Annotated in this window: 10 protein-coding genes; 6 read left to right on the top strand and 4 right to left on the bottom strand. The window is 67.6% G+C overall.

Going from position 1 to position 13,863, the window contains the following annotated elements; translation table 11 throughout:
• Positions 1–173: 173 nt before the first annotated feature.
• The gene (locus tag ACZ4VK_RS11130; RefSeq protein WP_468350761.1) at positions 174–623 is read left to right on the top strand and encodes a hypothetical protein; all 450 of its coding nucleotides are present in this window, start codon (positions 174–176) and stop codon (positions 621–623) included.
• Between the two features lie 377 nt (positions 624–1,000).
• Here the strand turns inward: ACZ4VK_RS11130 and ACZ4VK_RS11125 are convergent, their stop codons facing one another.
• Entirely contained in the window at positions 1,001–1,801 is an 801-nt protein-coding gene (locus ACZ4VK_RS11125; RefSeq protein WP_468350759.1) for a hypothetical protein, read from the bottom strand.
• Positions 1,802–1,951: 150 nt separating this feature from the next.
• Between ACZ4VK_RS11125 and ACZ4VK_RS11120 the strand changes: the two genes are divergently transcribed.
• Positions 1,952–2,113, top strand: coding sequence for a hypothetical protein (locus ACZ4VK_RS11120; RefSeq protein WP_468350757.1), 162 nt, complete (start codon positions 1,952–1,954; stop codon positions 2,111–2,113).
• 73 nt (positions 2,114–2,186) lie between these two features.
• Here ACZ4VK_RS11120 and ACZ4VK_RS11115 read toward each other — a convergent pair whose 3' ends face one another.
• Complete coding sequence (locus ACZ4VK_RS11115) at positions 2,187–2,528, bottom strand: DUF6233 domain-containing protein (protein ID WP_468350755.1); 342 nt, start codon at positions 2,526–2,528, stop codon at positions 2,187–2,189.
• An 806-nt stretch (positions 2,529–3,334) separates the two neighbouring features.
• Here ACZ4VK_RS11115 and ACZ4VK_RS11110 point away from each other — a divergent pair.
• Positions 3,335–4,456 (top strand): hypothetical protein, encoded by a 1,122-nt coding sequence (locus ACZ4VK_RS11110; RefSeq protein ID WP_468350753.1) that lies wholly within the window; start codon positions 3,335–3,337, stop codon positions 4,454–4,456.
• A gap of 49 nt (positions 4,457–4,505) precedes the next feature.
• Here ACZ4VK_RS11110 and ACZ4VK_RS11105 read toward each other — a convergent pair whose 3' ends face one another.
• Together ACZ4VK_RS11105 and ACZ4VK_RS11100 are read right to left on the bottom strand one after the other, a co-directional pair.
• Positions 4,506–5,459 (bottom strand): hypothetical protein, encoded by a 954-nt coding sequence (locus ACZ4VK_RS11105; protein WP_468350751.1) that lies wholly within the window; start codon positions 5,457–5,459, stop codon positions 4,506–4,508.
• A 525-nt stretch (positions 5,460–5,984) separates the two neighbouring features.
• Positions 5,985–8,831 carry a hypothetical protein gene (locus tag ACZ4VK_RS11100; RefSeq protein ID WP_468350749.1) on the bottom strand — a complete coding sequence of 949 codons (2,847 nt, stop codon included), beginning with the start codon at positions 8,829–8,831 and terminating at the stop codon, positions 5,985–5,987.
• Between the two features lie 164 nt (positions 8,832–8,995).
• Here ACZ4VK_RS11100 and ACZ4VK_RS11095 point away from each other — a divergent pair, with 164 nt between their 5' ends.
• The 3 genes from ACZ4VK_RS11095 to ACZ4VK_RS11085 all read left to right on the top strand — a co-directional run bounded on the left by ACZ4VK_RS11095 (position 8,996) and on the right by ACZ4VK_RS11085 (position 13,846).
• A complete protein-coding gene (locus ACZ4VK_RS11095) occupies positions 8,996–9,388 on the top strand; it encodes a hypothetical protein (RefSeq protein ID WP_468350748.1) in 393 nt (130 codons plus the stop codon).
• 320 nt (positions 9,389–9,708) lie between these two features.
• Positions 9,709–12,072 (top strand): NACHT domain-containing protein, encoded by a 2,364-nt coding sequence (locus ACZ4VK_RS11090; RefSeq protein ID WP_468350747.1) that lies wholly within the window; start codon positions 9,709–9,711, stop codon positions 12,070–12,072.
• Between the two features lie 751 nt (positions 12,073–12,823).
• A complete protein-coding gene (locus ACZ4VK_RS11085; RefSeq protein WP_468350746.1) occupies positions 12,824–13,846 on the top strand; it encodes a hypothetical protein in 1,023 nt (340 codons plus the stop codon).
• Positions 13,847–13,863 lie beyond the last annotated feature (17 nt).

Below are 13,863 nucleotides of genomic sequence, written 5' to 3'. Positions count from 1 at the left end.
AAAATCCCGTTAACCACCTGGCGTCGGTCCCGCCCAGGCCGGCCCATCCGGCCCGGAGCCAGCAGCGGAGCGATCAACGCCCACGACTCATCCGTCAGTTCATGTCTACGCACCACGAACGGAGTAACGAGCCACCGACTTTCCGGACACGGCCTAGGCCCGACGCCCATCTCGTGTTCACGGCCCTGGCGCCTCTGCTCATCGCCTGCGGTGCGGGACTGGAAGGACGGCGCGAGAACTCCCCTCCCCCGGAATGGATCCCCCGCCGCAACGGAGCGATCGGCTTCCTGGTGATGCAGTTCGCCCTCGCCCTCGTGGTCGGCCTCCTGTACGCGCTGATGCTCAGCGAAGGCTCGGACGCCCCGCCGTCCGATGCCCTCCCCTCCTTGCCGCCAGGCATCACCATGGTGGAGGAAGGCATCGGTTGCGGTTCCGGCGGCTGCTGGCGCGTCGCGACGGTCACCAGCGGGGACGGCCTGACCCACCCGGAGATCATCCGCGAACTGGGCCTCCAGCAGGAGAGCTGCCGCTCCAGCGGCTGGCTGCTCGACTGGCGTGACGTGTGCGTCGGAGCCAGGGACAACGGCGAGAACGTCACCATCTACGCCGGCTGGAGATACTGAGCGCGTTGGCGGCGCGGTACGGCCTCGCCTGGAGCAGACCGCGCCCATCCGCGCCTACGCCCGGGCGCCGGCGTACGCCGGTTCATGCCCAGCATGGGGAAGGAGTGGATCTCGGCGGGGGCGAGCGCGACCAGCTCCCTGGAGTGCGCGGAGTGCGTAGCGCCTTCGGTCATCCCGCCGAGGCCCGTGCCGGCCATCACGGAGGAGACGGTCAGGAGACCGGTGACTTGTTTCGTGATGTCGTCGATGCCGTCCTGGGGCTGAGCTGAAGCGGCAGGTGGCGTGACGCGGCGGCCAGGGCTCCGACAGCCATGGGCGCGGACTTAAGGCCTAGCCGGTGGCGGGGAGGGTGTCGTGGTCGACCATGGCCGCGCCGCTCAGTTGGTCAGGAACGGGGTCAGGGCGAGGGCGCTGCCGCCGACCAGCGGCGGCAGCGAACCGAGGATCCACATCCCGGCCCAGAACAGGTGTCTCTTTCCCGAGATCTCGACGGCGAGCTGGTCGGCGCGGTTCTCCGGGTCGTAGGTGGCGCGGGCCACCGGTCCGACGTGCTTGCTCCGCGCGGTCCGCTCGGCACCGTCGGCGTCGGTGAACTTGTACCATGCCGCCCCGTCCGTCGTCTTGAAGTCCAGGGTGGCGGGCACGGTGATCCCACGCCGCTTGAGTACGAAGTGGAGCAGCGTCCTCTGCCCCCCGACGAGCATGAGGCCGAGGCCGAAGGCGAGCGGGACAGTCGCGACAATTGGGGCGATGACCTTTGCCCCTTGGCCGACGCCGACCCAGATCACGTAGCCGAGGTAGGCGGCGGCGAGAGCGATCAGGATGATGACCCGGCGCAGGTACAACTTCGGATCCTTCGCCGGCGTCTCCGCGTCCTCCGGCGACGCCAGCTGCGTGACCGTGATGCGGGCGCTTCCGGCGGGGTCCCGCTGTGCGGGGAGCGCGGCGGTCAGAGCGGCGACGAAGGTGGTGGCGGCCGTCGGGTTGCCGGCGTCCACGCGGTGCACGGCGCTGTCGCTGATCACGATTTCGACGTGGTGTCCGCCGTCGGTCCGGGCCTCCTGGACCACCGCGAGGGGGATCTCCGTGCGGGTACGGCTGTCGACGATCCGGAGACCGCCGTCGTCGAGCACGGTCTCGGCACCATCGCCGCCGATCAAGATCTGCGGAGAGACCATCGTCTTCACCCCCTGTCAACCGGCCACGGCCCGGCTGCCGTCACACCGGCGTCAACCTACCGCAGGGCCTTACGCCCCTCAGCGCGGCGTTGGCACATCCCTCGTTCCAGCGTTCGTCGAGGTAGGGCTTGTACTCGTCTCGTCGACCTGATGGCCGCGCTGGAGCAGTCCGTCGCCCACGCCCGCGAGCGCTGCGGCGGGACCGTCGGCGGGGGTGAGGCAACCGTGCACGACATGCCCGTGCCGAAGAAGACCACGGCGAAGAACACGGCGCAGAAGAAGACGGCGGCGCGCCGCCCGAAGTCCGCCTGAGCCACGACGCCGTCGCAGGGCCGGCGGACGGTCGAGACCCCGGGGCCTTGACCTCGCCCTTCACTGCCGCTGCTCAGTCGAGCAGGCCGAGGTCGGAGTCGAGCCGGCAGATCTCGCAGGCCGGGAGCCCGCCTTCGGTCAGAGCGCGGCGGGCTTGATCGCGGGTCAGGAGCTTGGTGTGCTTCCCGGCGAGGCGGCAGTCGTCGATGTGGACGGCGGCAGGTACCGGGCGGCCGTGCTCGCGGAGGTAGGCCAGGACCCAGCCGGGCTCGGCCGGCCCGGCCCGTACGGTCCGCATCGCGGCCTCGCGCTGCTCGGCGTCGGCTATCCGGGACCGGACGCGGGCCAGGGACACCACGAGCCACGTCTCCAGGGTGCGAAGACGGGGCAGACGCGCCCAGGCATTCTCGCGCAAACGGGGGTGATCCGGCCGCGTCGGGGACCGACCACACCATCCCCAGCTTTGTCCCGCGACGCGAGCGGGGCGAGCACTCGCAGATGCCGTCGCCCGCCTCCTCAGCCCGTGCAAGCAGGGGTGACCCGCACTCCAGCGCGCTCGCGGCGACCGTGATCGTCTACGCCCTGTGCCAGCAGGGGGGCTCCGCCGACAGGCTCGACCACGGCGCCGCAGAAGCCCTTGTCCCGCGCTAGCGGGGATGCGCCGCACACGGCCTCGACACCGCGCTCGCCGGCGATCTCAACCCTGCGCAAGCGGGGGTGTTCCTGTGCACGAGTGCTGGCACAACGGCGAGGCGTGCTACGCCCTGCGCGAGCAGGGGTGACCACCTCAGCCGGTCCTTTCACTATCCCGCCCTGATCGACTGGAACGCTTGCCCCGCATCCGCGTGGGAATTCGATGCAGGTGGATCCATCCGAGGGACCGCCACGTCCGCCCCCCGCTGTCCGACGCGTGTCGCCCGGCACTGTGCGCGGCATGCTTACCCCCCCTATCTGGACCTGTCACGACCCGGCCCGCCGACCACGCAGGGACTGTGGAGTCTCACGTCCGCAGACGTCCTCAGCATCGGCTGTCCTACCTGCGCGGCCTCCCGCCACCGCCCGTGTAGGACCCTGCAGAACAAGCCCACTGCGGCGTTGCACCGCGGACGCACGTCGCAGTACCTCGCCCTGCGGTTCGCCTTGGACGGGCCCTCGAACGGCAAGGGGGCCGGCGCCACCCGCACACCAGCGGCGGGGAGCGGACGACTGCGCGCTGTCCGTATGCCGGACGCACAGCCGTGGAGGCTGCCCCTGCCCGAACTCGCCGATGTGATCAGCATCAGCTTCGTGGACCGAGCGCGCGTCGTCACGGCGCACGCCTGCGGGGTGCGCCGAAACGGCCTCGACGGCCTCCTGTACGGGCCGGATCGCATCCTGCAGAGCATCGATGCCCTGCACTACGCCCATCACGACCGGCAGATCCGCCGGGAGATGCGCCTGCTGACCACCGGTCCCGACGAGGAATGCGCTGTGCTGGCCGAACAGCAGCGGCAGATCCAGCAACAACTCCGCGCCGCCAGGGATCTGGTCAAGCAGCGTCGTATCGCGGACCTCAGGGCTGCCGGCGCGCTGCTGCCCACCCGGCCGACGGACGACCCCAGGCAAGTGGCCAGGGCATGGCTCGGTCGGTTTCTGAGCGAGGAGAAGGAATTGCTGGTGAGGAACATCGCGATGACAGCGGGTGTTCCTCCGGCCGCCTGTACCCACATCGGCAGCATCCGGGAGAAGATCGCCAAAGGCATCGACAACGGCTGGCTCACCGCTCCCGTCAGCGATCTGGTCGAGCAGACACTCTCCCTCGACGACGCGGCGTTTCGCCGTCTGCTGCTCAAGGACGCCGGCAAGCAGAACGGGCGCGACGACGTGCTGTGCCACCCCCTGGCGCTGAACCGCTGGCGCGATCAACTCCACGCGGTGATCGGCGACTTGAAGCCCAGCGCACAAGGCCGCCCCGGACTCGGTGGAGTGTCTGCGCACAGCCGGCCCAGCACCACGTGGCTGCGGCAGTTTCACGACCGTCGGCGCTTGTTCACCGCGCTGCTTCAGCGACGTGAGGAGTGCACCATGCTGATCACGCAGTTGAACGACGTGCTGACGCTGGCCGAGCAACGCGACCCAAGCTACCGCCAGCTCAAAGACGCGGCCGACCTCGCCTACGACGAGCTGGTCCGCCGCCACCCCGTCCTCTACCGTCACATCCGGGCAGCGCTCCAGCCCTACGAGAACCGGTACGGACGCCTGAGTCTGCACGGTTCACGCTCCGACCTCAGGCGCCAAGTCTTCGCCGAACTCACGCACCTCCACGCCGCGCCATCGCACGGTTATGTTCCACAGGCACGCTGAGCAGACAGCCGTGCTCTCCATGGGCCGAGGGCAAGCAGCTGCCAGGGGTTCACTTGAGGAGCAGGTGCGGGAGATCGCTCAGGTCGGACGTGACGTGGGCAGTCAAGTAGGGGGTGTGCCTGCGCAGGATGCTGCCCCAGTGTTTTTCGGCGACCACGATGTCGCAGTATGCGGCGGCTGTGCCCAGGGCGGTGACGTCGTTGAGGTCCCCGAGGTGCCAGCGGAAATTCGTGTCTTCATGAGCGGACATCCGCATCCGGCAGATCGCCGCTTTGGCGGGCAGGGACATCATGAAGTCGGTCAGTGCGGATTGGTTGCCGATGAGGGCACGGATGTGGCTGGCTGCGGCTGTCTGAGCGTTGAGAGGGGCTATGAGGTCCTGAGCTTCCTGGGCCAGTACGACGCGGTGAGCACGGTCGCTTGTGTGGCCCCATTCCCTCAGTTTGCGCGCTGTCTCTCGTTCGAAGTCGAGCTGACGCTGGCTGAACTCTCTGGTGGGCAGGGCCATGCCGGCGAAGGGGAGTTGCTCCTGTGGCCCCATGAGGAAGGCTCTTTCGAAGTAGTCGGATACGGCTTTGGCACCGAACTGTGCGATGGCGCGGCGTTCCGTTTCCGGGTCGGTGAAGTACCCCTTCATCTGCTTGAAGGCGTGCTTGGCGCCGATCCCGAAGGGCTGGGGAGCGTGGTCTGGTGTGGTGCCGGTCAGGGCGGAGACGGCGACGTGCACTTCGGCGGCCAGGAGGTCCGGGGCGCCCGCGATCGTGTGGTGTCGGGAGATATCGGCCATGAAGGCACCGAGGCGGCGGCGCCTGTCCGGGTTCCGCTGATGGTAGGTCTCTAGATAGTGCACGGCCGACAGGGGAAACGAGGCGTGCCCGGACTCGGAGGCCTCTCGCACCACCGCGAGGACGCCCGCGATGGCTTCGTCATGTGAACGCCCGTAGTGCTGACGGGCGAGGGCAACCCAGTCCCGCTGGCCCAGATACACGCGTTTGAGAGCCATGCGATGACGCTAGCTGCGGCCACTGACAATGAGCGACGCCCCTTCTTGCCGGGCCCTGCGCCTTGCCCTGTCCTGCTTCGTGCGTCAGTGACAAGAGCGTCGAACAGGAGTGTGTGCAGACCGCTTTGTTCGTACGCATAGGTCAGTGCTTCGTCTCCCTTCGCGTCGTCGTGAGCGTGGTGTGGGTGATCGACGCCCAGGGCGCCTGTCTCGGGCGTGCTGGACGTCACCCTCGGCATGGAGCCCAGGCGGATCTGTGAGGTCCGCGCAGACGGGCTGCAGGCGTACCCCGGCGAGCGTGCTCCATTGAGGCTCACGACTTGGGCCTGTTTGTGGCCCGGGCAGTGGTGCCTGCGCCAGTCCGCTGCAGTCGGTTCGCGGCGCAGGCTGTGCATGAGGTCGGCATGGGTCGGCGGGATCGTTCTGCACCCGTTTGCAGGCGGTGCGGCGTGTTGTCCTGTCGCCCTGATTCTCTAGCTCCGCCAGTTCGCCGGGTGCTTGTTTGGCAGGTGGGCTCTGGTCTTGTCAGTCCAGGTTCGGCAGGCGGCCGGAGCGGGGAGCGCGGCCTTCACTGGTGGTTCGTCGGCCGAATGCGTCCGACCGTAATCCGTGGAGGTGGCGGGACCGTTGGCGCAGGGCGGCTTGGAGGATGTCGAGGCTGGGGCTGTCGTTGAGGGCCCATGCCTTGCGTATGTGGGTAATGAGGGTGCGTGCGCTGTGAGGGGAGATGGTCAGTTCGAGGCGGGCTTCGGGGAGTCGTTCGTGGGCTCCGTAGGGGCCTTGTGCAAGTGCGCTCTGGCTGCGTCGGTCGAGTCCGGGGGCGGTGAAGATCTCCAGCAGGGTGAGGGAGAAGTAGCTGTATGCGGCGGCTTCGTCGATGAGCTGGCGAGTGCTTTCGGTGATGTCGCCGTGGCCTGCCTGGGCGCCGGGGGGTTGGTGGGCGAAGTGCTCGAGGGCGCGCAGGAGCGGCCCGTCGTAGCAGGCGCGTTGTGGGTTTTTGAGGTGGCCGCACAGGGTCCGGAAGTCGGTGAGGATGCTGCTGGTGTCTTGTGTCCATTGCTGTTTGCTGAGCAGGGTGCGGAATCCGGCGAGTGTTTCGGAGAGTTCTTCGAGGATGAGTTCGCGGGCAAGGTGGGCGAGCTCGTGGGTCTGGATTTTGGCCTGGATCTCTTCGATCTGCAGTCCGTAGCGCAGCAGGTCGCGCGGGAGGCCGCCGGAGAGGCTGTGGGCCAGGAGCGCGGTGTGGGGGGTGTGGTCCTCGGAGCGTTTGTCCAGGATGGTCTTGGCTTCTGCGAGGGTGCACGCTTCCACGTGGATGATGTCGTCCAGTGAGCTGTCGGTGACATCCCGGTGGGGCAGTCCGCGGCGGACGAATGCGGCACCGACGTCTTCGGCGACGGAGATCAGGTAGTAGACGTAGCGGACGCCCAGGATGGCCTTGATCTCTGCGAGGAAGGCGAGGGCCTGTGCGTCGGAGCCGAGCCGGTCGACTTCGTTGATGGCAATGAGGACGCGCTGTTTCCTGTCGGCCAGGGTTTCGGCAATGCGCGCCAGGAGGTCACGGAACTCTTCGACCAGCGTGGGGAAGCTCGGCGGCATCGTGGAGACTGTGGTGGCGTGTGAGCCGCCCAGGGTCATGATCTGGGCGGTGGCGCCGGCCAGGGTGTTGGTCGTCGTCTGGATGGTCTGCAGCCGGTAGAGGTGGTTCTCGCAGCGGGTGATGAGGTGAGGTTTCGCGGGCCGGGGCCGCCATCCGGCGGCACGAGCGAGCAGGATGCCGCTGACCATGCCGGCGAGCCGCAGCGGGTTCTCCGTGTCGGCGAGGAGCGCGTAGGTCGAGGGCGTGCGGATGAGGAAGTACAGGAGGTAGGTGCTCAGGCAGGTGGCGAGGAGCCTGCAGAAGTCGCCCGCGTACAGCGTCCAGCTGCCGATGTCCAAGTGTGCCTTGCGTACGGTCTCTGACTGCCATGCGCCCCAGGCGTAGAACCATCCCAAGGCCAGGAGCGCAGCCACGGCGGCGCTGTCGAAGTCCACCTGATGTACGAGCTGGCGAAGCTGCGGGTCAAAGAGGGCACTGGCCAGGCTGCCGAGGGCAAGAACGACGCCGAACTTGGCTCCGAATCTGCTCCACAGCCTGCCCAGGGTCCGGGGAACCCATGGGTCGTGTCGGGAGAGCCACCAGGCGATACCCAGGACAATGATCGTGACGCTGGTGACGACGGCGTTGCCGTTCCACACGTCACGCAGCCAGTCCTGGACAGCGTGCCCGGCGGTACGCGCGGCGCCGGCGAGGGATGTTTCGTACTGGGCGTACAGCGAGCGGGCAGCTGAGGAGACTCCCAGGATGAGCAGGGCCGCTGCGGGCAGGGCGAAGGTCGACCAGCGGCCCACGGCTCTGATGCGGCGGCGGGCACTCTTCAGCACGCGGTGGAAGGGAGACAGACGGGCGAATTGCGGTACCGGATAGCCCTCGTGCTGCAGGTAGTGCTGACACAGCCGCACCGAGAGGGAGACGAGGAAGTCATGCGGAGCGTAGGTGGCCGGTGCCTGGATGAGGAAGCCGAAGTCTGCTTGCTCGGTGGCGTTTTCCAGCAGGGTGGACTTGCCGACACCGCGGGGGCCGCAGACGGCGATGGTGCCCTCGTCGAGGTGGCTAAGCTTGCGCTGCAGCTGCTCCATGGCTTCGGTGGGTACGGCGAAGCCCGGTGCCCGGGGGGCGCGCAGTCCCTTGGAGGTGCCTTGGGGAACGAAGAGGGAGTCGGGGTCTTCGCCCATGAGGTGTCGGATCATGCCGTCCATCACGGGGACGACGCCTTCGTCGTGGAGGATCGTGCCCCACTCCACGGCGCGATAGCCAAGCTGTACACGTGCCGCCGCGCACGTGATGCCGAGCGCTGCGGCGAGCAGACTGTAGCGGAGGTTGAACCAGACCGCGGTGCCGCTCCAGAACAGGATGAAGGTCAGCAGTGCGGCGCCGAGGAGGGCGATCAGCAGGGCCAGGAATCCACCGGTGATGAGCACGATGACGCTGAAAGCCGCCAGCACGGTGCAGACGATCTTCCAGTTCCACTCCGCCTCGTCGGCGGCGGCCTGTTGCTTGGCTCGTGCCCGCTCGAGGCCGACCAGGGCGTCGTCGTACTCAGTCCGCGTCACACCGGCGGCCTGGGTGTAGGCCGCGGTGCGGTACCTGAGGCTGTGCATCTCGCGGAAAACGTCGTACCTGGAAGTTCCCGGCCGCTTTCCGAGCGTGCGTGCGCGTAGAGGATCATCGAGCGCCACCTCGACGCAACGCTCGTAGACCTCATCCCGGCTCGGTGCTGCAAAGAGGTGCACCCTCTGCGCCACTGGACGCAACCAGGGCTTGTTCGTCAAAGACCACAGCATCCGTCTCGGCCTCCCCCAGGCAACTCGCGGATGCTAACGCCACTCCGGCACAGACAGCAGCCGTTCCCGGCTCGTGGCTGAAACGCGTCGCGGACAGGCAAGGAACCAGCCGTCGCCCGCCGGCTCCAGCGAGCGCAGGACAGGATGGGGCCATGACCTTCTCCTGGAAGATTCCTCCGTGGGAGCGCCACGAGGACTGCACGTTCCTGGCGGTGACCTTGATGGATCAAGGAGGTGACGGGCACTGTGGATTAAGCACGGAAGCCGTGCGGGGCGACGACGTAATCGAGGCGCTCGCTGATCTGCTGATGACCCCCGGATCCCTGCTCCGCCTCGTGCCGGCGCCTCCAGCGCTCATCGGCGTGGTCGTACGGCGCGGAATCGACGTGATGTGGATGGCCCAGCCGCCGCTCCAGGTGGTCCGGGACGACCGCGGCCGGTGGCAGGTCACCCCCACAGACGCCTCGGATATCGCGGTGTTCTCCCCGACGGAGATCAGCGGTATGGTCAGCAGGTTACAGTCCCGGTACGGCCGCGCCGGCTGAAGTTGCCTCACCGCGAAACCCCGGCGTTCGACACAGGCCGGCCGTCATGTGCGTCAGGGCACCAAGTGGCACGACGTCGAGGTGTCGTTGGCGCAGGTACGAGCACGGCCCCCCGCGTAAGCAGGGGTGGTCCGTCCCACACCGCCTAGGCCGAGCCGCGGTGCCACTGTTCCCCGCGTCAGCAGGGGTGGTCTGACCTCAAAACCAGCGGCTGCGCAACACCCCGCCGCCGGCAGGGTTGGCCCGAATCGCGCTGCCGCGCACCACTGATGTTCTCCCCTACAGAACGGCACCTCCCTGTACCGGCCAGCACGTGTCAGATGTCCCTGTGGCTGGCCGTGGCGGCGGCAAGTGGCACGCTGCCGGAGGAGCTTGCGGAGTTACGTCAGCGGGTTCCTTTCGTCCTGCCGTTGCGGTCGCTGGTGCGGCGCGGACGTCTGCCGGGCCCGGAGGAGTTCGTCGCGGCGACGGCGGCGGCTCTCGCGGCTTCGGAGCCCGACGGATGGGTCGACTCTGTTCTCACCGGACGGGGAATGCTGCTGATCGACGGCATCGACGAGGTACCCGCCGAGCAGCGGCAGTCGGCCCGGGCCTGGCTCGAGGGGCTGCTGGCCGCCTATCCGGACCTGCGGGTGTACGTCACGACTCGCCCGTCGGCCGTCCCGGAGGGGTGGCTGGCGCACAAGGACTTCACGGAGCTGACCGTGCGGCCCATGACCGCGGCGGACACGTCCGTCTTCATCGGGCGGTGGCACACCGCCGCCCGCCGTAACACCGACGGCCCGGAGGAACACGCCCACCTGGGCGAGCTCGAGGTGGCGCTTCGGACCGCTGTGCGGGCGCAGCGTGACCTGGCGCAGCTGTCGACGACGCCGTTGATGTGCGCGCTGGTGTGCGCACTGCACCGGGAGCGTCGGGGGCATCTGCCGCTTGGGCGTATGGAGTTGTACGCGGCTGCTCTTTCCATGCTGCTGGTCCGCCGGGATTATGAGCGTGGGATCGCTGTTCCTGAGGGGATCCGGCTGACCGAGCAGCAGAGCATGCGCCTGCTGCAGCGGCTCGCCTACTGGCTCATCCGCAACGGGCAGACGGAGATGGACCGCTCCACCGCTCTGGCGCTTCTAGCCGACGCTTTGCCGGCCATGCCGAATGTGGCCGAGCAGGGGGATGCTGACCAGGTGCTACGGCATCTGATCGGACGGACGGGGCTGCTCCGGACCCCGGCTGCGGGCACGGTCGACTTCGTCCACCGGACCTTTCAGGACTACCTCGGCGCTCAGGCCGCCATCGAGGGCATGGATCTCCCGCTGCTCGTGAACCATGCCCACGACGACCAGTGGGAAGACGTCATCCGCATGGCCGTCGCCCACGCCCGTCCCAAGGAGGCTGCCGCCCTCCTGACCGGACTCGTCCACCGTGGCGACCACGAGGACGGCCACAGAACCCGCCTGCATCTCCTCGCGGCGGCCAGCCTCCACTACGCCACGGAGGTCGACACCGAAACCCGCGAGCTTGTAGGGGAACGGGCGGAAGCATGGCTACCACCCCGCTCCATCGAGGAGGCAGACGCTCTAGCTGCTCTCGGCCCAGGAGTCCTGGACCTTCTCCCCCGCACGGCACATGGGCTGGAATCCGATGAGGCCGGCGCCGTCCTCAGGACTGCCGCCAAGATAGGTGGTGACCAGGCGTACGAACTCCTGCGCCATGTAGCTCCCACGCTGCCTGAGACCGACCTACGTTCTGATTTCGCCCTCAGTGAGGGATGGGTGAACTTCGACGCTCACGAGTACGCTCAGGATCTTCTGCTCCCCCGACTCACCCGCTCACCCCTCTGCCGCATCACCGTCAACACACCCGAGCAGTTGGACGCACTGAGCCTCCTGCCCCCGCTGCGGCGGGTGATCTTCCGCGGACCGTTCACCGCCCATGACCTCGCCCTGTGTCTGTCACCTGAACACACCGACGAGGTGGAGATCTACGAGGGCGAAGCCCTGGAACAGATCCGGTTCGTCCGCGACCTCACCGCTCTGCGGCACCTTGCCCTGGCCGGCTGCGAGCAGCTCATGGACCTCGACGACCTGGCCGGTCTGCCTCTGCCAGAGCTGCGTCTGGTGAAGACACCCGCCCTGTTCCGCTTCGACACCTTGACCAGCCTGCCCGGCCTGACGCATCTGGCGCTCTACACCCCCTTGCCGTGGAAAGACCTGACCACGTTTCCCGTGCACGACGCCCTCACAGAGCTGACTCTCGGCGCAACGGTCTCTGTCTCTTTGCACGGACTCTCCCGACTCCGGCACCTGCGTACGCTCGCGGTCAGCCAAACGCTCAACAGGGCTGATTGGGAGGAGATCGGCAGCCTTCCGGAGCTGTCCACGCTGTTCCTGGGAGACACCCTCGCGCACGCGCCCGTCCTGCCGAACATCACCACCCTCAGCGCCTACTCCGACTCCGCCGAGATCTCAATCGACGTGATCCCCGACCGTTTTCCCGGCCTCAGGTCCCTCTCCCTGGGACACCACAAGGGTTCCGTCCCCGACCTCTCCCCCTTGCTCGTCATGCCCGGCCTGCAGATGACCGTGAATGCGCCCCACGCCGTCGGCGTCGACAAGTTCCCGCCGGGAGCCGTCTCCCTCCATCCCCGCCCCCGCGCTCCGCTACACCCTGCCGGCTCCCGGAACCCGTAAGACCGGTCAACCGGCCGAGCCCCCTCTGGGGGAGCTCCGTCCTTCTGGACGGTGAGAAAATCATGTACGCGCGCTTCCGGCATGAACTTGGTGCCTGTGATGCATGGGTTGGACAGGGAGCTGCTCGGCACCCGCAGCCTTGGCACAGGGAACGAGTGTCGGGACTGACTGCAGACTGCACGGGCATGAAGGCCCTCAGCAACGGCTGTTGTCACAAGCCACACGCTTCCGAGCACCCGGACGGGTCGGGTGGCACTCGGGTGACAGCGTCGTTCCTACAAGCAGAAGGCCACACGTGACTGACGCTGTGGCTCGGCAGGTTCGGGAGCCCGCGCTCTCAGGTCGACAGTCTCGATCATCACCTCCGAGCGGCGCCCCGCTCCGGGCATGAGTCCGGCAAGGCCACATGGGCAATGCGGTGATTCGCCTCCGTGATGCGCCACGGTGAAGCAGAATCGGCCGATGTGAGCGATGTTCCTCCTACGCCCCGTAATGATGTCTTCCTTGCGCCCGGGACCGGGCTGGCCGACACCTTCTCGCGGTTGAACGCAGCGGACAATCCGTACCGGCGGGGCAAAGACTTCGAGAAACTACTGCGGCGGGCCTTCGAGCTTGCGCACTTCATCGTGGAGCTCGATCCGGGCATGGCCCTGCCCCGGCAGACGGACCTTGCCGTGCGTTACGGGAGCGGCACCACCTGCTGGAGTGCAAGTGGCAGCAGGCAAAGGCCGACATCAATGTGCTGGGTACGGTGCATGACAGGCTGCGGCGTGTCAGCTCCCACGTGGTGGGGGTCATTGTCAGCGTCTCGGGGTTCACCACGACACTCATTGCCGAGGTGGAACGGGAGCGCAGCAGGCCGGTGCTTCTGATGGATCACGCAGACGTGCTGGGCGTACTGTGTGACCCCGCATCGCTCCCAGGTCTCTTGCAGAGCAAGCAGGAACGGCTCGTCACTCACGGGCGCGTCCATCTGGGCGCCGGCGCCGTTCAGAGGCTGCGCCGCCCAGCGCGCGAACTGCCGGCCAGTGACCTGATGCTGTGCGGCCAGGGTGGCGACGCCATGCCCTACCTGCCCGTGCCGGGAGGGTTTACCTCGGCCGTCTTCGCCACATCGGTGACAGATGTCAACTGGTCCTTCGGTCGAGGGCGGGGGGTGTGCCTGGACCTGCCTGTGCAGGCTCGCTCGACCAACGATCTCGTGGGACTGCTCCACACCCTGGACGAACTAAGACTGACCAGCAACCGCCCCACATGGACCTTGCAGCAGCTCAGGGCCTCCTGGTTCGGGATCGGGGCCCCGGCACTTATTGAGGCTCTCGACGAGGCTCCGCAGCGGACAGCAGCCCTGGACGAACCCCACCATAGTGAACAGCTGGTCTACTGCGACACCACGCTGGACGGGCTCTACACCCTGACCGCGAGCATCAGCGCACCCCCGCTACCCGGTGAGGACGCTTCCGAGGACGAGCAGGCAGGCCTACGCGCGGTCTCCCAGTGCCGGCTTTCCTTCCAGCTGCCCGGTACTCCCCTGGACACAACCGCGCTTCAGCACCTAAGGGAACGCTTCGGAGTCACCACCAACGCCTACTTCCGACCTCTGGAGGCCACAGCAGTGCGGGTGACCTGGCTCGATCAACAGCCGGCTGAGCCGCTGGCCACGGTCGTGGAACTCGAACCCAATCACCGGAACAAAGTTCGTCGTCAGTCTCGTCATACGCGACCACTACTCCGCAGACGGCGACCACGCCGTCCTCGCGGGCTGGCCCATTGAGCTGCAGGACAGCGGAT

The sequence above is a fragment of the Streptomyces sp. NPDC028711 genome, from assembly GCF_055565415.1.
Note: the sequence above shows the minus strand (reverse complement) of the source record. Positions and strands in the feature narration are given on the sequence as shown.

Coding starts and splice junctions, on each gene's coding strand:
- ACZ4VK_RS11125 (WP_468350759.1), bottom strand. CDS start 1,801: ATGGTCTCTCCGCAGATCTTGATCGGCGGCGATGGTGCCGAGACCGTG.
- ACZ4VK_RS11120 (WP_468350757.1), top strand. CDS start 1,952: ATGGCCGCGCTGGAGCAGTCCGTCGCCCACGCCCGCGAGCGCTGCGGC.
- ACZ4VK_RS11110 (WP_468350753.1), top strand. CDS start 3,335: ATGCCGGACGCACAGCCGTGGAGGCTGCCCCTGCCCGAACTCGCCGAT.
- ACZ4VK_RS11105 (WP_468350751.1), bottom strand. CDS start 5,459: ATGGCTCTCAAACGCGTGTATCTGGGCCAGCGGGACTGGGTTGCCCTC.
- ACZ4VK_RS11095 (WP_468350748.1), top strand. CDS start 8,996: ATGACCTTCTCCTGGAAGATTCCTCCGTGGGAGCGCCACGAGGACTGC.
- ACZ4VK_RS11090 (WP_468350747.1), top strand. CDS start 9,709: ATGTCCCTGTGGCTGGCCGTGGCGGCGGCAAGTGGCACGCTGCCGGAG.